This window comes from Corynebacterium maris DSM 45190 (genome assembly GCF_000442645.1).
Classification (GTDB): domain Bacteria; phylum Actinomycetota; class Actinomycetes; order Mycobacteriales; family Mycobacteriaceae; genus Corynebacterium; species Corynebacterium maris.
Genome location: NC_021915.1, coordinates 980,729 through 999,477 on the forward strand (window position 1 = coordinate 980,729; position 18,749 = coordinate 999,477).

At 65.8% G+C, this 18,749-nt stretch carries 17 protein-coding genes; 12 read left to right on the forward strand and 5 right to left on the reverse strand.

Features of this window, described 5'->3' with window-relative positions; genetic code table 11:
• The first annotated feature begins 9 nt into the window (after window positions 1-9).
• Window positions 10-1,098, forward strand: a complete 1,089-nt coding sequence (locus tag B841_RS04710) for an LLM class flavin-dependent oxidoreductase (RefSeq protein WP_020934339.1) — start codon at window positions 10-12, stop codon at window positions 1,096-1,098.
• Window positions 1,099-1,124: 26 nt separating this feature from the next.
• Window positions 1,125-2,420 (forward strand): LLM class flavin-dependent oxidoreductase, encoded by a 1,296-nt coding sequence (locus B841_RS04715; RefSeq protein WP_020934340.1) that lies wholly within the window; start codon window positions 1,125-1,127, stop codon window positions 2,418-2,420.
• Between the two features lie 15 nt (window positions 2,421-2,435).
• Here the strand turns inward: B841_RS04715 and B841_RS04720 are convergent, their stop codons facing one another.
• Together B841_RS04720 and xseA are read right to left on the reverse strand one after the other, a co-directional pair.
• Complete coding sequence (locus tag B841_RS04720) at window positions 2,436-2,702, reverse strand: exodeoxyribonuclease VII small subunit (protein ID WP_020934341.1); 267 nt, start codon at window positions 2,700-2,702, stop codon at window positions 2,436-2,438.
• A gap of 51 nt (window positions 2,703-2,753) precedes the next feature.
• Window positions 2,754-4,007 carry an exodeoxyribonuclease VII large subunit gene (xseA, locus tag B841_RS04725; protein WP_020934342.1) on the reverse strand — a complete coding sequence of 418 codons (1,254 nt, stop codon included), beginning with the start codon at window positions 4,005-4,007 and terminating at the stop codon, window positions 2,754-2,756.
• Window positions 4,008-4,129: 122 nt separating this feature from the next.
• Here xseA and B841_RS04730 point away from each other — a divergent pair, with 122 nt between their 5' ends.
• A complete protein-coding gene (locus B841_RS04730) occupies window positions 4,130-5,098 on the forward strand; it encodes a 4-hydroxy-3-methylbut-2-enyl diphosphate reductase (protein ID WP_041631753.1) in 969 nt (322 codons plus the stop codon).
• 82 nt (window positions 5,099-5,180) lie between these two features.
• Here B841_RS04730 and B841_RS04735 read toward each other — a convergent pair whose 3' ends face one another.
• Together B841_RS04735 and B841_RS04740 are read right to left on the reverse strand one after the other, a co-directional pair.
• The gene (locus tag B841_RS04735; protein WP_156844706.1) at window positions 5,181-5,771 is read right to left on the reverse strand and encodes a DUF6542 domain-containing protein; all 591 of its coding nucleotides are present in this window, start codon (window positions 5,769-5,771) and stop codon (window positions 5,181-5,183) included.
• A 48-nt stretch (window positions 5,772-5,819) separates the two neighbouring features.
• Window positions 5,820-7,277 carry an AI-2E family transporter gene (locus tag B841_RS04740; RefSeq protein ID WP_020934345.1) on the reverse strand — a complete coding sequence of 486 codons (1,458 nt, stop codon included), beginning with the start codon at window positions 7,275-7,277 and terminating at the stop codon, window positions 5,820-5,822.
• Between the two features lie 83 nt (window positions 7,278-7,360).
• Between B841_RS04740 and ychF the strand changes: the two genes are divergently transcribed.
• From ychF to B841_RS04775, 7 genes are all read left to right on the forward strand, one after another.
• A complete protein-coding gene (gene ychF / locus B841_RS04745) occupies window positions 7,361-8,446 on the forward strand; it encodes a redox-regulated ATPase YchF (RefSeq protein WP_020934346.1) in 1,086 nt (361 codons plus the stop codon).
• 158 nt (window positions 8,447-8,604) lie between these two features.
• Window positions 8,605-9,045 carry a YtoQ family protein gene (locus B841_RS04750; RefSeq protein WP_020934347.1) on the forward strand — a complete coding sequence of 147 codons (441 nt, stop codon included), beginning with the start codon at window positions 8,605-8,607 and terminating at the stop codon, window positions 9,043-9,045.
• Between the two features lie 90 nt (window positions 9,046-9,135).
• Window positions 9,136-9,507 (forward strand): carboxymuconolactone decarboxylase family protein, encoded by a 372-nt coding sequence (locus tag B841_RS04755; RefSeq protein WP_020934348.1) that lies wholly within the window; start codon window positions 9,136-9,138, stop codon window positions 9,505-9,507.
• Between the two features lie 6 nt (window positions 9,508-9,513).
• Window positions 9,514-10,026: a 2'-5' RNA ligase family protein gene (locus B841_RS04760; protein WP_020934349.1), complete on the forward strand. Its 513-nt coding sequence runs from the start codon at window positions 9,514-9,516 to the stop codon at window positions 10,024-10,026.
• 87 nt (window positions 10,027-10,113) lie between these two features.
• Window positions 10,114-13,134, forward strand: coding sequence for a bifunctional diguanylate cyclase/phosphodiesterase (locus B841_RS04765; RefSeq protein ID WP_020934350.1), 3,021 nt, complete (start codon window positions 10,114-10,116; stop codon window positions 13,132-13,134).
• 3 nt (window positions 13,135-13,137) lie between these two features.
• Window positions 13,138-14,631: a glycosyltransferase family 2 protein gene (locus B841_RS04770; RefSeq protein ID WP_020934351.1), complete on the forward strand. Its 1,494-nt coding sequence runs from the start codon at window positions 13,138-13,140 to the stop codon at window positions 14,629-14,631.
• The gene (locus tag B841_RS04775; RefSeq protein ID WP_020934352.1) at window positions 14,628-14,867 is read left to right on the forward strand and encodes a hypothetical protein; all 240 of its coding nucleotides are present in this window, start codon (window positions 14,628-14,630) and stop codon (window positions 14,865-14,867) included. The genes B841_RS04770 and B841_RS04775 overlap by 4 nt, the downstream gene beginning before the upstream one ends.
• A 38-nt stretch (window positions 14,868-14,905) precedes the next feature.
• On the opposite strand, the gene B841_RS04780 is transcribed toward B841_RS04775, so the two are convergent.
• The gene (locus B841_RS04780) at window positions 14,906-15,904 is read right to left on the reverse strand and encodes a GIY-YIG nuclease family protein (protein WP_020934353.1); all 999 of its coding nucleotides are present in this window, start codon (window positions 15,902-15,904) and stop codon (window positions 14,906-14,908) included.
• Between the two features lie 217 nt (window positions 15,905-16,121).
• Here B841_RS04780 and B841_RS04785 point away from each other — a divergent pair, with 217 nt between their 5' ends.
• Both B841_RS04785 and B841_RS04790 read left to right on the forward strand, forming a co-directional pair.
• Entirely contained in the window at window positions 16,122-17,873 is a 1,752-nt protein-coding gene (locus tag B841_RS04785) for a SulP family inorganic anion transporter (RefSeq protein ID WP_020934354.1), read from the forward strand.
• 221 nt (window positions 17,874-18,094) lie between these two features.
• Window positions 18,095-18,691, forward strand: a complete 597-nt coding sequence (locus B841_RS04790) for a hypothetical protein (RefSeq protein WP_245561060.1) — start codon at window positions 18,095-18,097, stop codon at window positions 18,689-18,691.
• Window positions 18,692-18,749: the final 58 nt, after the last annotated feature.

An 18,749-nucleotide genomic window follows, 5' to 3' on the forward strand; every position in this document is an offset into this window, starting at 1 on the left:
CAGTTTCCCATGACGACCCACCACCCGTTCATCGCCCTGGACCTCGACGGCGAGGGCGCGCACCCGGCCGCCGCCTCCTGGACGAACGCCACTTCCCAGGACACACACTCGGGAGCCAGACTGGCCCGGCGCGCCCGCGCCGTGGAGACCGCCGGCTTCCACGCTTTAGTCCTCGCCGACCGGGCGCTGGACGCCCGCACGGAAGCGCACCCGGTCAACCTGGCCGCCACCCACTCCGCCGCTTTCCTGGCCCCGGTGACCCGGCGCACGGTGCTCATCGCGGAAGCCGACGCCGTGCTCACCGAACCTTTTCACCTGGCGATGCAGCTGATGACCCTGGATCAGAATTCGCTCGGCCGCGCCGGGTGGCTGGTCCGTGGCGCCGATGAGCTGACTGAGGCCGCGGCGTTCGGCCGGGAGGTACCGGATCAGCGGCGGGTGCGGCAGGAGGTCACCGACGCCGTCGAGGTCAACCGCCGGCTGTGGGACAGTTGGGAGGATGACGCGGAGATCCGGGACGTGGCCACCGGCCGGTTCATTGACGCGGAGAAGATCCACCACATTGATTTCGTGGGGGAGCATTACTCCGTGAAGTCCGCGGCGATCGCCCCGCGTACCCCGCAGGGGCAGGTGCCGGTCATCGCCCCGCGCGAGCTGGTGGAGCCGGGGGCGGACGTCGACGTGGTCCAGGTGCGGGCGGAGTCCGTGCCGGAGTTGGTGGAAGCGGTGCGACGTGCCCGGGCGGAAGGCTTCGGCGCCGTGCTCGCGGAGGTGGCCGTCGCCGTCGACCACCTCGGTGTGCCTGCGCACGTGCGGCTGGCGCAGCTCAACGAGCGGCGGGAGTGGGCGCCGGGCGCTCTGGCGTCCGGGACCGCCGCCGAGGTCGTCGACGATCTCGCCGCCGTCCTGGCGGTCGCCGACGGCGTGCGGCTGCGTCCCGCGGTGTTCGACGTGGACGCCGCCGCCCTGGCCACGGAGGTGCTGCCGGCGCTGCGCGCCCGGATATCACTGGCCGACAACCCCATCGACGGCACTTTCCGCGACCTGCTCGGACTTTCCCGCCCGGCCAGCCGCTACGCCGTCACCCAGCAGGATTAACCCACGGGATCGTCAAAGGAGTACCCATGAGCAGCACTGAATTCACCCCCACCGGCCAGATCCAGTTCAACGCGTTTTTCCAGGGCGTGAACACCGGCACGATCTGGAAGTCCCCGGAATCCGGGTCGCAGATCGAGTTCGAGTCTTTCCGCCGCATCGCCCAGACCGCGGAGCGCGGCAAGTTCGCGGCCTTCTTCCTCGCCGAAGGCCTGCGCATGCGGGAGCAGAACGGCAAGGTCTTCGAGCTCGACGTCGCCGGCCGGCCCGACAATCAGTCGATGCTGGCGTCGTTGGCCGCGGTCACGGAGAACCTCGGCCTGGTGGCCACCCAGAACAGCACCTTCAACGATCCCGTGGAGTTGGCGCGGCGACTGCAGTCGCTGGACCTGCTCTCCGAGGGGCGGGCGGCGTGGAACGTGGTCACGACCGACAACGCCTGGACCGGCGCGAACTTCCGCCGCGGCGGCTACCTGGATCACGCGGAGCGCTACGAGCACGCCGAGCGTTTCCTCGACGTGGCCAAGGACATCTGGGCGGGTCGCGACGTCGAGCACGTGGGCAAGCACTATTCCATCGACCATCAGCCGCAGCTGCCCGCCAGCCCGCAGGGTCGGCCCGTGCTATTCCAGGCGGGAATGTCGCCGTCCGGCCGGGATTTCGCCGCGAAGAACTGCGACGTGATCTTCACGGTGCTCCCGAACCTGCCGGCGGCGCAGGATTTCCGCGCGGACATCGTCGAGCGCACCAAGAAGTTCGGCCGCCCCGCCAACGACGTCAAGATCACCCCGGTGGTGGAATTCATTCTGGCCCCCACCGCCCAGGAAGCCGAGGAAAAGCGCCAGGAGGTGCGCCGACTGCAGGTCGGTCCGCAGCAGGCGATCGCCTTTTTGGAGCAGTTCTGGGGCGCGGACTTGAGCGCCTACGATCCGGATGGGCCGTTGCCGGAGATCGACCCGGTGGTCGAGGAGACCGACGGCTCCCGCGGCGTAGCCTTCCAGGCCTCCGGGGTGCGAGAGAAGGTGGCGGCATGGCGCGAAGAGGCGGCGGCGAAGAACTGGTCCATCCGTGACCTGGCCACCAGCCAGCTCGTCGGGCGGCAGAACCCGGTGGCCGGTTCCTACGACGCCGTCGCCGAGCAGATGGCCGAATACGCGGCCACCGGCGCGGTCGACGGGTTCTGCGTCGCCCCCTGGCTGATCCCCACCGGCCTGGACGACGTGGTCAACGAGCTGGTGCCGCGCCTGCAGGACCGCGGGGTATACCCCGAGGATTACGTCGGTTCCACCTTGCGGGAGAACCTGGGGCTGCCGGGCGTGCGCTGATGGCCGAGCAGCTTGCTAGTTCTGCTGGTTGGTGCCCTCGTCGGAGCCGGCGATCGCCTGCTCGACGCGGCGGGCGGCGCCGGCCAAGTGCTCTTCGCAGCGCTTGGCCAGGGACTCGCCGCGCTCCCAGTACTTCAGGGATTCGTCCAGCCCCATCTGACCGAGCTCGAGGATCTTGACGATCTCGATCAGCTCATCGCGGGCAGCTTCGTAGCTCAGCTGCTCGACGGGGGTGAAGGCGGATTCATTGACCTGGCCGTCGCCGAAAACGTTGTCGCTCATGCGGGGATTCTCCAAATTCGTTGTGTATGGGTGTGTGGGGCAAAGAAGGGGTTAATCGGCCTGGGTGGCAGACATGCCGGCGGCGGTGATGGAGCCGTCGGCGACGCGGATGCGCAGCTGCGAGCCGGGCGGGGCCTGCTCGATGCTCATGACCACCTCGGGGTCGCTGCCGTCGCGCGGGACGACCTGCACCACGGAGTAGCCGCGGGCCAGGGTGGCCGAGGGGCCGAGCGCGGAAATCTGCCCGCGCAGGCCCGCGATCGTGGACTGTTCGCCGCTGAGCAGGTAGCGCACGTCGCGGCGGATGGAGCCCACCGCCCGCTCCAATTCTTCGCGGCGGCGGGTGATCGGGTTCATCGGATCCGCCAGCACCGGCCGCGAGCGGATCTGCGCCAGGCCGCGCTGTTCGCGCTGCACCCAACCGCGCAGGGCGCCGGCCATCCTGGAGCGGGCCTCGGTGAGGAAGGCGCGTTCTTGGGCGGCGTCGGGCACGACCCGCTTCGCGGCGTCCGTCGGGGTGGCGGCGCGCAGGTCCGCGACGTTGTCCAGCACCGGGCTGTCGGGCTCGTGACCGATGGCGGAGACCACCGGGGTGCCCGCGGCGGCCACGGCGCGCTGCAGCGCCTCCTCCGAGAAAGGCAGCAGGTCCTCGACGGAGCCGCCGCCGCGGGCAATGATGATGACGTCGACCTCCGGGTCGGCGTCGAGCTGCTGCAGGGCCGCGATGACTTCGGTGACGGCGTTGGCGCCTTGCACCGCGGTGTTGATCACCCGGAAATCCACCTCGGGCCAGCGGGACTGGGCCACCGACAAGACGTCGCGCTCGGCCGCCGAGCCGCGGCCGGTGATCAGGCCGACGCGGTGGGGCAGATAGGGAAGCGGCCGCTTGCGGGCGGGGTCGAAGAGCCCTTCGGCGGCGAGTTGCTTGCGCAGCATCTCCACCCGGGCGAGCAGTTCGCCCACGCCGACGTGGCGGATCTCGGTGACCCAGAGGGAAAAGGATCCGCGCCCGGCGTAGAAAGCGGGTTTGCCGTGGACGACGACCCGGTCGCCGTCCTTGATCGGGGTGGGGGCGCCCCGCAGCAACTGCGTCGAGCACGTGAGCTGGACGGAAGCCTCCTTCTCCGGGTCGCGGAGAGTGAGGTAGCTCAGCTTCCAGTTGGGTTTCATGTTGACCTGGGTGAGCTGTCCTTCTACCCAGAGCCACCCGAGCCTTTCGATCCAGCCCTTGACCGTGTCGTTGACCCGGGCCACGGGCCAGGGGGACTCGGCGGTGCTGGCCGGTGGCTTGGCGCCGTTCGTCACGTGTGGTCCACCTCTCTAGTGTAGGCACGCAGTGATAATAAACTCGATGTAAGTCGTGGAAAATTCTGCGACAGGTTCGTCCAGTCTATTCTTTTGGACTGCTCTTCGATACGCTGGGTTCCATGACTGATGCGGATAAGAAGGTTCTCCTGGCGGCGCCACGAGGGTATTGTGCCGGCGTGGATCGCGCAGTCGAGACCGTTGAGAAGGCCATCGAGGATTACGGTGCGCCCGTGTATGTTCGTAAAGAAATCGTCCACAACAAGTACGTCGTGGATTCCCTGGCCAAGCGGGGAGTGATCTTCGTCGACGAGGCCGACGAAGTCCCGGAGGGCGCCCACCTGGTTTTCTCCGCCCACGGCGTGTCCCCGGCGGTCCGCCAGCTCGCGGACTCCCGCAACCTGCAGACCATCGACGCCTCCTGCCCGCTGGTGACCAAGGTCCACCGTGAGGCCAACCGCTTTGACCGGGACGGCTACTACATCCTCCTGGTCGGCCACGAGGGCCACGAGGAGGTCGAGGGCACCGCGGGCGAGGCCCCGGAGGTCACTTACCTCGTCGACGGCATCGAGGGCGTCGACGCGCTGCCGGACTTCCTCGCGGACGAGAAGCTCGTCTGGCTGTCCCAGACCACCCTGTCCGTCACCGAGACCCTGGACATCGTGGCCAAGCTGCGCGAGCGTTTCCCGCACCTGGAAAACCCGCCGAGCGACGACATCTGCTACGCCACCCAGAACCGCCAGAACGCCGTGCGTGAGATGGCCCCGGACTGCGACCTGGTCATCGTCGTCGGTTCCCAGAACTCCTCGAACTCCGTGCGCCTCGTCGAAGTCGCCCTGGAGTTCGGCGCGAAGGATTCGCACCTGGTGGACTACGCCGCCGAAATCGACGAGGCCTGGCTCGACGGCGTGACCACCGTCGGCGTCACCTCCGGCGCCTCCGTGCCGGAGATCCTCGTGCGCGAGGTCCTCGAGTGGCTTGCCGAGCGCGGCTACGCGGACACCGAAGAAATCCGCACCGCCACGGAGACGATCACCTTCTCCCTGCCGCGCGAGATCCGTCCGGCCCGTGCCACGAAGGCTCGAGCCTAAACAGCTTTTCGACGACACGACGCTGCCCCCGGCCCGCTACGAGAGTGTGCGGGCCGGGGGCAGCGTCGTGGCAAGGGGCGAATTACTCCTCGGGGTGGGGGCGCGTCGGGCGCCGGGCCAGCAGCTCCTCCACCGTGATTTGGGAGGAATGACCGCGCGCGTCCGCCGCGGCCGCCCGGCCACGGCGGTCCCGGGCACGGGCCCGCCGACGCCGCCGGTTTTCCTGCTCCCGCCGTTTGCGGGCCGCCCGACGCAGCAGCCACAACCTCAACACGGCGATGACCACACAGATCCCGGTGACGGCAAGGAGCCAGGGAAAATACTGGGTCAACGGGTACACGGCCGTGATGATCGACGTCGTCGAAAACGGGTCAGAGCCTTCCGCGGCCAACGATTGCGTGACCGCCCACGCGGTGATCACGGTCATCACGGTAAACAGCAGCGGAATGGAGACGACGGTCAAAAACAGGCCGCGCGACTCCACGAACACGGCGACGACGACCGTGGCGACCGCGAAAATCACCAGGTAGAGCAGCGAGATCTCTTGGAGATAGAGACTGATGATCAGCCCCGTGAGCAGACCCGCCAGCATGATCGAGATGGCCGACCAGGTCGGTAGGCCGGAAAACCGGCCGGACGACCGTGGACGGGAGCTCGGGTATGCGTGTGACACAGCTGAAGATCATAGCGTGTTCTCCCCGCAGTCCAAGGCAGGGCCGCGCTATTTCCGGCGATTACGGCGACTGTCCAGCAGCCGTTCCACCGCATCCCCGCCCCGGCGCAGCAGCTTCGTCGCCGGCCGCCGGACGCCCTCGGCGCGGGGGGAGGGGGCCGTCTTCGCGGGTGGTGGGCCGACGTCCTCGGCGACGTCGACGTCGTCGTACTGGCCGTACTCGCGGGCGGCCGTGGCGAAAAACTCGCCGTCTTCCCGCCACCGCTGCCGTAGGACCCGGCCATGTTCTTCGTTGACCCGGCCCGTGGCCAGTCCCTCTGGGGTGATGAACTCGATCTCGGCGGCCTTCTTCTCTCCGGCTTGCAGGGAGGTGATGTCGAGAAGATAGCGGAAGGCCACCGCGATCATCGCGGCCGCCGGCACCGCCAAGAATGCGCCGACCAGACCGAAGAGGCCGCCGCCGACGACCACAGAAATCAACACGATGACCGGGTGCAGGTTCATGGCGCGCGACTGCAGCAGCGGGGACAAGATGTTTCCCTCCAGCTGCTGGACCGCCACGATCAGGATGAGCACCAGCAGCGCCTCGGTGAAACCGAGCGAGACCAGCGCCACCAGCACCGCCAGGGCGCCGGCGGTGATCGCGCCGACGTAGGGGACGAAGCCCGCCACGAAAGTGATCACGGCGAGCGTGAACGCCATGGGCACGCCGATCGCCCACAGGCCGAGGCCGATCGCGAGCGCATCCACCGCCGAGACGATCGCCTGCGCGCGGATGTAGCCGCCGAGGGTGGTCCAGGAACGGGTGAGCAGCTCCGTGGCGTGCCAGCCGCCGCGCCGGCCCATCACCGAACGGACCCACGGCAGGAAGAGGTGCCCGTCCTTGAGGAAGAAGATGACCAGCACCACGACCATGAACAAGGTGATGACCAGCGACGTGGCCGTGGACAGCCCGGTGACGACCCCGCCGGCGATGGCGCCAGCCTGATCCTGGACCCAGCTGACGAGATCGTTCAGCACGTTGTCCAGGTCCTCGCCGTTGAGGTTCAGCGGTGGGCCCTGGGCCCACAGCTGCAGGCGTTGAATGCCTTCCAGCGCCTGCAGGTACAGCACCTGGGACTGGCGTGCGATGTCCGGCGCCACGACGGCGACGATCGCCCCGAGGGCGCCGAAGAACAGCAGGATGGAAATCAACGCGGCCAACACCGACGGCATCCCGCGGCGCCGCATCCACGTGGTGGGGGGCGCCAACACCGTGCAGACGATCAGGGCGAGAATGATCGGCAGAAGACCGACCCAGAACGTGCTGAGCAGAAACCACAGCGCGTAGGCGGCCACGGCGATGATCAGGGCGCGCAGCGCCCACATCGCGACCTGCTTGAGCCAGGACCCGACGACCACGGAACGGTCGATCTGGTCGGCCACGGGGTCGTCCAGGCTCAAGGCCGCGACGTCGCGCTCCTTCTCGGAGGAATCGGATTCGTACTTCTCACTGGGCGTGCTCACATGTTATATATTGCCTCATCCGTCCCCGCCGGTGCGTCACCCGACACCCTGGACGGGGAAGCGGTGGGCTAGGGTGGACGCTTGTGAGCCTTACTCTTGGAATCGTCGGTTTGCCCAACGTGGGCAAGTCCACTCTGTTCAATGCCCTTACCCGCAACGACGTGCTGGCCGCGAACTACCCGTTCGCGACCATCGAGCCGAACGTCGGCCTGGTGGAGCTGCCGGACGAGCGGCTGATCCGCCTCGCCGAGATCTACGGGTCCGAGAAGATCCTGCCGGCGACGGTGTCTTTCGTGGACATCGCCGGCATCGTCAAGGGCGCTTCTGAAGGCGAGGGCATGGGCAACGCCTTCCTGGCCAACATCCGGGAAGCCGACGCCATCTGTCAGGTCGTGCGCGCATTCTCCGACGAGAACGTCGTCCACGTCGACGGTGAAGTCGACCCGGCCACGGACATCGCCACCATCAACTCCGAGCTGATCCTGGCCGACCTGCAGACCATCGAAAAGGCCCTGCCGCGGCTGGAGAAGGACGCCCGCAAGGACAAGGACCTCGCGGAGACCGTCGACGAGGTCAAGAAGGCCCAGGCCGTCCTCGAGGACGAGCGCACGCTGTTCTCCGGGGCGAAGACCGGAGACATCGACCTTACCCTGCTGCGCGATCTGCACCTGATGACAGCGAAGCCGTTCCTCTACGTGTTCAACGCCGACGAAGGCGTGCTCACCGATGAGGCGAAGAAGGACGAGCTGCGGGAGCTCGTCGCCCCGGCCGACTGCGTCTTCCTCGACGCGCAGACCGAGACCGAGCTGCTGGAGCTCGAGGACGACGAAGCCGCCGAACTGCTCGAGTCCGTCGGTCAGACCGAACCGGGCCTGCACTCCCTGGCGAAGGCCGGTTTCGCGACCCTCGGTTTGCAGACCTACCTCACCGCCGGCCCCAAGGAATCCCGCGCCTGGACGATCCCGCAGGGCGCGACCGCCCCGCAGGCCGCCGGCGTGATCCACACCGACTTTGAAAAGGGCTTCATCAAGGCCGAAATCGTCTCCTTCGAGGCCCTCGACGAGCTCGGCTCCATGGCTGAGGCCCGCGCCCAAGGCAAGGTCCGCCAGGAGGGCAAGGAGTACACGATGGTCGACGGGGATGTCGTCGATTTTAAGTTCAACGTATAAAATTCCTGTTCAGGACGGCATGTCCCGGCGACCACGTGAACGCGTCGCCGGTTCTGCGTTTCCTGCGCCGGGCTTCGCTTCTTCCCGTCGGGCGATAGGGTGGGAATGAGAGATCAGATCCCAGATCCGATGACACCCAAATACAGGAGTTTCTAGCCATGAGCTTTAACGTTTATCTTTCCGGCGAGATCCACACCGATTGGCGGGAGGAGATCCAGCGCGGCGCCGAGGCCGCCGGACTGGACGTGGTGTTCACCGCGCCGGTGACCGACCATGAGGCCAGCGACGCCGCGGGCGATCACCTGGGTGAGAACACCGAGCAGTTCTGGCGTGACCACCAATCCGCCAAGGTCAACGCCATCCGCACCCGCACTCTGATCGAGCAGAGCGATCTGGTGGTGGTGCGCTTCGGCGACAAGTACAAGCAGTGGAACGCCGCTTTCGACGCCGGCTACTGCGCCGCGTTGGGCAAGCCCTACGTGACCCTCCATGACGCCGACACCGTGCACCCGCTCAAGGAGGTCGACGCCGGGGCTCAGGCCTGGTGCACGACCACCGATCAGGTGGTGGAGACCCTGCGCTACGTGCTCAAGGCGTGAGCCGGGCACGGACCAGATGAAATGAACGTCCCATGGGGCGGGTAATTACCCGCCCCGGGGTGTGTCGTGCGTTTTATTAAGGAGATCACTGTGGAACTGAGCATGGACAAGGGCAACCAATTCGTGGAGGAGACGCAGTCGCCGGAAGGCGCTGCGGCATGGAAGAAGCAGTTGGACGAGTTTGCGCCGGGCGCATCCGACTGGGTCGTCGGCGCGGTCTTCGGGGGAACGTACCAGCGCGACGGCCTCGAGCTGCGGGATCGGCAGATGCTCAACATGGCGGCGTTGGCGGCGATGGGCGGGACCGAACCGCAGCTGACCGGCCACATTAAGACGGCGGTGGACGTCGCCGGCATGAGCAAGGAAGAAGTCGCGGAGTGCTTCGTGCATCTGATGCCCTACATCGGCGTGCCGAAGACGCTCGCGGCGATGCGCTGCATGAAGGCCGCGTTCGAGGAGTAACTGGCGATGACCTCCCCGGACAACATCTTGTTGCACCTCCCGGAGGACGAAGAACAGCAAGTGCGTGAGGTGTTTGCGCGTCTGGAACAGCGGGGGTTTCCCGCCCAGAGACAAACCCCGCACATCACCGTCACGTTTTCGCCGGCGATGGATGAGGGCGTCGTCAAGCGTGCCGCCGAGCTGCTCCCGCCGGTGATCCCCGCCCGTTTTCGGCGGGTGGGCACCGTCGTGTTCGGCACGAAGCGCAAACAAACCGTGGCGTGGCTGCTGGAGACCTCCGATGAACTGGAGATCGCCGCCCGCGACATCGGCGCGCGCAACCCGGACGGTCGCGGCCCGCGGTGGACCCCGCATCTGACGATGGGGTTGCGGCTGCCCCGGGAGATCGTCCCCGACTACATCCGGGCGCTGGGGGAGGAGACGTCTCCGCACCTCAAGGAACTCACGGCCGCGCGGGCGGCGTTGTGGCGGCCCCGGAGTCAGGAGCTGACCGTCCTGGCTGGCGGCGCACCGAGCTGAGCGGGCCGATAGAATCAATGCTGAACAGACGCACGCTCAGCGTCTATTCGACCGGGCTTTCACACCGCCGACGGGAAGGCTGCTTTCGTGCTTTCGACCAGTCCACTGACCCCCGCCGCCACCGGCGGCGCAGCGCCCGAGCGTGACAAGTCCGTGAATGCGATCTGGCTGCGGCACGCTCTCTTCGCGGCGGTGTACGCGGTGATGGTGGTGGCCTCGATCACGGTGGCGTATTCCGGCACCTCCATCGCGATCGTCTGGCCCTCCGCCGGCGTAGCGGTGTGGTGGGCCGTCACCTGCCGGGGATGGCGGTCGTTCGCGTGGGTGGCGGCATTCGTGTTCGCTGTTCCCGCCCTCTATCTGGGCGCCGTCGACGGACATGCGTTTTTACCGGTCATCTTCGTGGGAATCTCGCATGTCCTCACCGGACCGGCGGTGGGGCTGGCGCTGGTCCTGCTCGAGAAGAAATTCCCGCCGCGATCCCACTTCGGCGGCGGAGGTGGCCGGGTGGCTGCCCGCCTGGTGCTGCCGCATCAGGTCTACCGTCTGCTCATCGTGTGTCTCCTCATGATCCCGGTGGCAAAGGGCGTCGGGATGGTGGGCGTCGGGATGGAAGCAGAGGTGTCGGTCGAGCTCTACACGGGCCTCGTCCTCCGCGATTTGGCCGGCGTCTTGGCGGTCGCCGGTCCCGGGATCGCCATCTCCTCGGCGGTGGGGCAGGCCATCAGCGCGGCCGCCCTCCGCGAATGTGCGGGGGTGACTGCAGTCACCGCCGTGCTGCTGGCGCTGATCTTCGGCCCCGGGCAGGATCTGCCGATCGCGTATCTCGCGATGCTGCCGCTGTACTGGAGCGCGACGCGGCTGCCCGTGATCGTGGCCTCGGTCCACGTCGTGATCACGGTGGTCACGACGATGACTCTCACCTACCTGGTCGGGGCGGGACCATTCGCCGTCTCCGACGACAGCCCGATGGATCAGGCGTCGGCAACCCAGATCTTCATCATCATGTGCGTTCTGTTGTCGTTGGTGGTGTCGACGACGGTGCAGCAGCACGCTACGCTCGCCGCGGAGCTGGAGGCGCTGGCGGCGACGATTCCGGATGCGCTGCTGCTCATCGACCGCCATAAACGGGCTATCCCCATCAATGCGGCCGCGCACGACGTCGTCTTTGAAAATCAGGACGGGGAGATCCTCGCGCGCCGTCTCCGGGAGGTCGACGGTGAGTTGCTCGACGAGACGAACAGGCCCAGCAGCGCAGCGCTGCGGGGTGAAAATGTGCGGGAGATGCTCGTGGAGCTCGCCTATCCTCCCGCCGGCGGCACGGATGACGACCGCCGCTTTTATTCGGTCAGAGCTTCACCCTTGTCTTTGCCCGGTGAAGTGGAGCCGGGGCACGCTGTGCTGCTGTACCACGACAGCACCGACGAATACTGGAGAATGCGGCACTTGCGGCGGGCCCGCGACGAAGCTCGGGCTCTTTTCGAGTATGCGCCGCAGGGTGTGGCGACCCTCGACGATGACGGCGTGATTCTGCAAGCCAACCGTGCGCTCGGTGAATTAATCGGCGCCCCCGCCGCTCAACTGGTGGGTCGAAGGCTCGATGAATTCAGCCGCGACGGGGCATTCGCTGGGGAAATCGAGGCCGCGCTGGCCGATCCGGGCACGCTCGTTCAGGTGGACCGTGATTTCGATTCCGCGGACGGGTGGGAGAAAAGGGTGACGCTGTCGTTTCGCACCATCGCGGGCGGGGGAAGGGGGTCTACGCTGTTGCTGGTCAACGTGGTCGACGTCACCCATCAACACGAGTTCTATGAATTGATCAGCCACATCGCCGACCATGACGCGCTCACGGGCTTGATCAACCGGCGCCGGTTCGATGCTGACCTCGCGGACATCCTGAACGACGGCGACCGGGATCGTGGCGCCGGCGCCCTGCTGCTCATCGACCTCGACCGGTTCAAGGCGGTCAATGACTCGCTTGGTCATCAGGCGGGCGATGATCTGCTCGTGAAGTTTGCGACGCTGCTGCAGGACTGCGTCCGGGCGACCGACCTGGTCGCCCGGTTGGGCGGCGACGAATTCGTCGTCGTTCTGCCGGCCGCCGACCGAGCGGAGGCGACCGCCGTCGGCGAGCGGATCCTGGACACGGCCAATCGCCGGTTCAGGAACCGGCCCGGGGTACTGGGCGAGGTCACGGCGAGCGTCGGCGCCGCCATGTTTTCCGAGGCGAATGGGAGTTCCACCGACCTGCTCGTGCTCGCGGACCAGCGGCTGTACGACGCCAAAAACTCGGGACGCAACCGCGTCGCCTCGAATCCGCTCGCAGGCGAACAGGTGGAGCGGATCCTGAAAACGGACGCGTTGCGCTTGGAACTGCAACCCATCGTGGACATGAAGACGGGACGCGTCACGCTGGCGGAAGGGCTCGTTCGGGTGACGCCCGCCGAAGGGGACATGTCCGCGGGTGAGCTGGTGGCGGTGGTGGAGAAAGCCGGGTTGGGGCCGGAGCTCGATGCGCTCGTCATGCGTCGGGGGATTGGGTTGCTGCCGCAGCTGCAGCAGGCCAGCCCCGGCTTCCGGCTCTCGCTCAACCTGTCGGCGCAGTCGCTGGGCTCGGAGGAGGTGGCCCGGGTGATCGTCACAGAGCTGACGCGACGCCGGGTGCCTCCCGGTTCGCTCGTGCTGGAAGTGACGGAGTCGGCGCCCCTTCCCGACGTCGAGGCCGCCCGCGCGTTCCAACGCAGACTGCGGGAGCACGGGGTGGCGTTCGCCCTCGACGATTTCGGCACCGGATTCGACCCCTACCGCTATCTCAAGCAACTGGACTTTGACGTGGTGAAGATCGCCGGTGAGTTCGTGGAAAGCATGACTGACGGCGGCGTGGACCTCAGCGTCGTGAAGTCGTTGGTGCGTCTCGCCGAAGACGAGGGCATGGCGACGGTCGCCGAATATGTCTCTGCGGAGCAGATCTTCGAGGCAGCCCGACGGCTCGGCGTCACCTACGGGCAGGGGTATCACTTCGGGGCTTCGCTGCCGCCCCGGGAATTCATCACCGAGCACCTGACGGGGGCGGGCGCTGGGGCGCCGGTCGCCGACGAGAAGGGATAAGGAATGCTCCGCAACAAATTTCCCATCGGGAGGACCATCGGCATCGGCGTGGTCGGACTCGCCGCCATGGCGGGACTCCTGCTGTGGCTCGCCATCACGTTGTCCGACCCGAGTTCACCGGGGGCGAAAGAAGCCGAGCTCTTCGGGGCGTGGCAGGTGCTCTACGACGATTACGTTCCGCCGACGCGGGTGCTCGTCGCGGCGGTGCTCGTCGCATTGGCGTTTGCGGCCATCGCCGCGACGGTGGAGCGGGTAGTCACCAACCGGTACCGGCGCTCCATCGACGCCGAAGGGTTGCCGCTGGCCCCGAAGATCGTCATGGCGGAGACCCGCGGGGTGTTCCATGGCCCGGTGACGATCACCGTGCTGATCCCCGCGCATAATGAAGCGGAACGCATTTCCGCGACGATCACCGGCCTTCAGGAGCAGCACGACGCCCCGGAACGCATCATCGTGGTCGCCGACAACTGCACCGATGAGACGCCGGACCTGGCCCGCGCCGCCGGCGTCGAAGTGTTCGAGACCCGCGGCAACCGGCACAAGAAAGCGGGCGGGCTCAACCAGGCGCTCAAGGAAGTGCTTCCGCAACAGGGCGAAAACGACGTCGTCATGGTCGTGGACGCCGACACCGTCCTCGACCAGGGATTCCTCCGGGAAGCCAGGCGACGGTTCGCGGATGACCGGGCGCTTATGGCCGTCGGTGGGCTGTTTTACGGTGAGCCCGGGGCGGGATGGCTCGGCCAGTATCAACGCAACGAATACACCCGGTACAGCCGGGACATCCACCGCCGCCGCGGCCGGGTGTTCGTGCTCACCGGCACTGCCTCGGCGTTTCGTCCCCGCGGGCTGCGGGCGATCGCGGAGTCCCGGGGCACCAGGATCCCGGGGCGTCCGGGCGACGTGTACGACACCGCTGCGCTGACCGAGGACAACGAACTGACGCTGGCGCTGAAGTCCCTCGGCGGGTTGATGGTCTCACCCAACGAGTGCTCGGTGGTCACGGAAGTCATGCCCACGTGGAAGCAATTGTGGCACCAGCGTCTGCGGTGGCAGCGAGGGGCGCTGGAGAACCTCGGCGCCTACGGTCTCACCCCGCAGACGACGCGGTATTGGTTCCAGCAGCTCGGCATCGGCTACGGGGCGATCGCCCTCGGCGCCTACTTCGTCCTGATTCTCATCACGATCCTCGCTCTGGACGAATGGATCTGGTATCCGTTCTGGATGCTGCTCGGGCTGTTGTTCATGATCGAGCGTGTCGTGACGGTGTGGCGCTCGACGTTGTTCGCGAAGTTCGTCGCCGCCTTGTTGCTGCCGGAGCTCGTCTTCGCAACTTTCCTCAACGTCGTCTTCCTCAAGGGTGTGCTCGACATCCTGCTCGCGAGACAGGCGCAATGGGGGCAGTCGGACATTGACCCGGATGCGATCGCTGAAGAAAGCCAGGCCACTGAAATTCAGGTCACTGAACGTCAGGCCAGGGGAGAGGAGGAAAAGCCGTGATTCCGGAATCTGTCTTGGCCACGGAGTGGTTCTCGGCGCTCGCGGCGTTCGTCGCCATCAACACCGCGATTTACGTGACGCTGGCGATCATCAAGACCCTGCCCCGCGTCTACTTCCGCGACTATTTGCCGCGCACGTATCAGCGCTCGGAAACCCGCAGCATCTACCCGGACGCGGAAGAAGGTGGCCGTCGCCGGAAGAAAGACCCTGATGGCGGAGACGACGAGGGTAAGTGATCGCCTGGGGTGCGCGGCGGTGTCTGGGGAGGGTTTCCTCAGAAGTCGCTCTCACCACCAAGGTGAATGGCCGCCAGCCAGTCGTCATTGCCCCACTTCAGGGAAGAGGCAAGCAGGTCGTGGGCGAGCAATTCATTGTGGAAGCGACCAAACATCGTCCCTCCTTGCCGCATCAAACGAACATTGAGTTGATACGCGTTCTCAACAAGTAGCTCGAGGTGAGGGAAAGCGAGCGTGCCGTTGAGAATGTCTTCTAAGCTCTCCAGGGTAAATCGCCAACGGGTGACCTCCGCCTGGGAGTAGCGGCCCTTTTCGACGACCCAGCGACCCTTAGGATCCTGCAAAGTGTGGAGATCCACATCGACGGGCGTGGTATTGATGAACAAATCAGTGACAGTCATCCCGTCGATCACATCTTGATAAGCCACGAAAACCTCGAGGTTTCCCGCACTCAACGCCAATAGTCTTTGATGCGACCGTGGACGGTTCGCGGCCGGAAGGCACGACACCACCCATAAGTGTCTTTGCGTGTTGTAGGGGTCTGGCAGTGTCTCGTAGATGAACCAGCCGATGAGGTCCCGGAGCACCTCATACTCGGTCAACCGCGCGAGTTCGGTGAATTTCTTCGCCTCTTTGCCCGTGACGTCTTCCCCTGGCCGGGTGCGTTTGCCTCGTTCCCAGGGTAAAAAAGTGCTGATTCCTTCCGTCGAGGTGAACTCGACGTCATCCTCGCCGTAGGGGCGGTTGGTGTCCCGGACGTTTCTGACTGACGCAGCGGATTCGGTCGCCGCGATGAGGGTGCGTTCGGGGATGTTCAGATCCCCCGCCGGTACGGGGAAAAACTCGAAAGTGACGATGTCTTCCCAGCGTTTGCGGTGAGAAGTAAACCGGGAGATGACGTTGACGGATTGCCCGACGTACGCGCTGCCGTCGGCGAACCCGAGCCGGTACAAGCCTCTCTTGCTGGGCTCGTCCACCAGAATGATCGCGATCGAGTCGAGCTCGCGGACGTCGTAAATTCGTCCCGTCAGCTCCATCCGTTCCTCCGATGTTGGAATGAGTCTGCCTAGTCTCAGTGTGCCGGATGTCGGGCGGGCAGGGAAGGAATCGAGGGTGGTGACGAGCGTTTTCTGCAGCCGCAGAAAACGCGGCCGCAGTGAACACCCGGCCACTATGCGCGCGCATAGTCAACCGGCCGCCACCCCAGTCACAGTAGCGGTGGTCAACTCTGAGCGGCCAGGATATTCTCAGGCTATGGCCCGTGACACACCGACGTGGCAACGGTTTCTCCCGGGGATCGTCGCACTCCGGCACTACCGGCGTTCCTGGCTGCGTGGCGACGTCCTCGCGGGCGTCACCGTCGCGGCTTACCTGGTCCCGCAGGTGATGGCGTATGCGGTCATCGCCGGGTTGCCCGCGGTGGTCGGACTCTGGGCGGTCATCGCCCCGATGCTCATCTACTTCTTCCTGGGCACTTCCCGGAAGCTGTCGATCGGTCCGGAGTCGACGACCGCGCTGATGACGGCCGCCGGCGTAGGCGCCCTGGTGGGGGCGGTCGGCGGGCCCGAAAGGTACGCCGAAGTCGCCGCTCTGATGGCGATCGCCGTGGGGATCGTCTGCATCGTCGGTTTCGTGGGCCGACTGGGTTTTCTGGCTTCATTGCTGTCTCACCCGGTGTTGATCGGGTACCTCATCGGCATCGCGGTGCTCATGATCGTCAGCCAGCTGGGAAAGGTCACCAAGCTCGAGGTGACGGGCGACAATACCTGGGAGGAACTGGCCTCTTTCTTCAGCCAACTGGGCCAGGCCCACGTGCCGACGGTGCTGCTGACCGTCCTGGTCCTTGCCCTGTTGTATCTGGGGAAGTGGTTGACGCCCAAAGTGCCGACCCCGTTGGTGGTGCTGCTGGTGGCGGCCACTGTCGTCGCCGTTTTCGACCTGGAACGTTACGGGCTGGACGTCATCGGGGAGGTGCCGCGCGGGCTTCCGGAGCCGCGGGTCCCCCAGCTCGGCGACTTAGAGATCTGGACGTTGCTGCCGTATGCCCTGGGCATCGCCATCGTGGGTTTTTCGGACAATATCCTCACCGGCCGGGCCTTTGCCACGGGCCGGGGCGGTGAAGTCATTGATTCGAACCAGGAGTTGTTGGCGCTGGGCACGGCCAATCTCGCGAACGGCTTCATGCAGGGATACCCCGTGTCTTCCAGTGGCTCCCGGACGGTGATCGGCGACGCCATGGGCTCGAAGACCCAGGTGCATTCCCTCGTGGTCATCGCCTTGGTGGTGATGGTGCTGTTGTTCGCCGGACCGGTGCTGGAATCTTTCCCGGAGGCGGCGCTCGGTGCGCTCGTCATCTACGCCGCCACCCAGTTGATCGACGTGGCGGAGTTGCGTCGCATTAGTCGATTCCGGCGCAGCGAACTGGTCATCACCGCCATCACGGCGGTCAGCGTCGGGGTGTTCGGGGTGCTCGTGGGCATCGGCGTCGCGGTGGCCTTGTCGGTGCTGGATTTGTTGCGTCGCATCACCCGCCCGCAGGCGGACGTCCTCGGCTACGCGCCCGGGGTGCCCGGAATGCACAGCCTGGAGGATTACCCGGACGCGCACCAGGTCGACGGCTTGGTCGTCTTCCGGTATGACTCGCCGCTGTTTTTCGCCAATGCGGACGACTTCGTCGCTCGCGCGTTGGCCGCAGTCACGGATTCAGCGCGGCCGGTGCAGTGGTTTTTGCTCAACGCGGAGGCCAACACCGAGATTGACTTAACGGCGGTCGACGCGATGGAGGAGCTGCGGGAGAAGCTGGCGCAGCGCGACGTCCGGTTCGCGATGGCGAGGGTGAAACAAGACCTGTACCGGCGGCTTGAGCCGATGGGCTTCATTGAGCGCGTCGGCGACGACAACATCTTTGCCACCTTGCCCACCGCAGTACGTGAATATGCGCGCCGCTACCGGGCCTTTTATGGACGGTGGCCGACGGGTGTGCCGGAAGAAGTCCTCGATTCTTGAGTTAGCGGCGCTGGGGTGAAGCGGGCGTACCGGCAGAGGGGCCCGTGCGGGATCGTTTTCTTCCGGAAGTATGCAGTATTTATCAATTTGTTATAAAGTTCTTCCTTGGCTGAGGGTTCCCTGCTCCAGCTGCCAGGGTACTGAGGAATATGTCTCGTTTTCCGCAGGTCACTGGTCCCTGCCGGATGTTCGTAACCGAGATCATGTCAAGCGGAGAAAACGTGAAAATTAAACGCGCGTTCACAACAGTGTTCGTCATCATTCTTTTCGTGGCGGCGCTGGCGGTCACCTGGTCGCTCGCTCGGGCGACTCCGGTCGAGACCGTCGCCGAATCCAGCAACACTCAGGTCATCACCGCCGTCGAGCGCGAAGAGCAGATCGTTCTTTTGAGCGCCGCCACCCAGGGACTGTCCGAGGAAACCCGGTCCAGCACGTTGTTCGGCAGGAACGTCCCGGGTTCGGGACGCACCGAATTCGTGCAGTACAGCTACAGCGCCAAAATCGGCATCGAAGGCGGCGAGGTCAGCATTGAAGAAACCGGGGAGGACGAATTCTTGATCACAGTGCCGGAATTCATCGTCATCGGCAACAGCGACGCCGAGTTCAAGACCGTCCTGGACAACGCCGGCGTGCTCGGCGCCATGACCGACAAGATCGACACGGCGGACACCATCAGCGGGATCCTCAACGAAGCGACCATGGCGAAAGAGGTCATCGCCTTAAACCAGGGGCTCTTGGAAGATCAGGCGCGACTTTTCTACACCGGCATCATCAACGGTGTGGACGACAACGCCACGGTCGAGTTCGCGTTCAACTGACGGGGAAGAAAACCGGCGCCGCCGTTGTTGCGGGGAAGTGGATTACCCCGCACGCAAT

Coding starts and splice junctions, on each gene's coding strand:
- B841_RS04785 (WP_020934354.1), top strand. CDS start 16,122: ATGGCCCGTGACACACCGACGTGGCAACGGTTTCTCCCGGGGATCGTC.
- B841_RS04770 (WP_020934351.1), top strand. CDS start 13,138: ATGCTCCGCAACAAATTTCCCATCGGGAGGACCATCGGCATCGGCGTG.
- B841_RS04715 (WP_020934340.1), top strand. CDS start 1,125: ATGAGCAGCACTGAATTCACCCCCACCGGCCAGATCCAGTTCAACGCG.
- B841_RS04730 (WP_041631753.1), top strand. CDS start 4,130: ATGACTGATGCGGATAAGAAGGTTCTCCTGGCGGCGCCACGAGGGTAT.
- B841_RS04780 (WP_020934353.1), bottom strand. CDS start 15,904: ATGGAGCTGACGGGACGAATTTACGACGTCCGCGAGCTCGACTCGATC.
- B841_RS04710 (WP_020934339.1), top strand. CDS start 10: ATGACGACCCACCACCCGTTCATCGCCCTGGACCTCGACGGCGAGGGC.
- B841_RS04760 (WP_020934349.1), top strand. CDS start 9,514: ATGACCTCCCCGGACAACATCTTGTTGCACCTCCCGGAGGACGAAGAA.
- B841_RS04750 (WP_020934347.1), top strand. CDS start 8,605: ATGAGCTTTAACGTTTATCTTTCCGGCGAGATCCACACCGATTGGCGG.
- B841_RS04720 (WP_020934341.1), bottom strand. CDS start 2,702: ATGAGCGACAACGTTTTCGGCGACGGCCAGGTCAATGAATCCGCCTTC.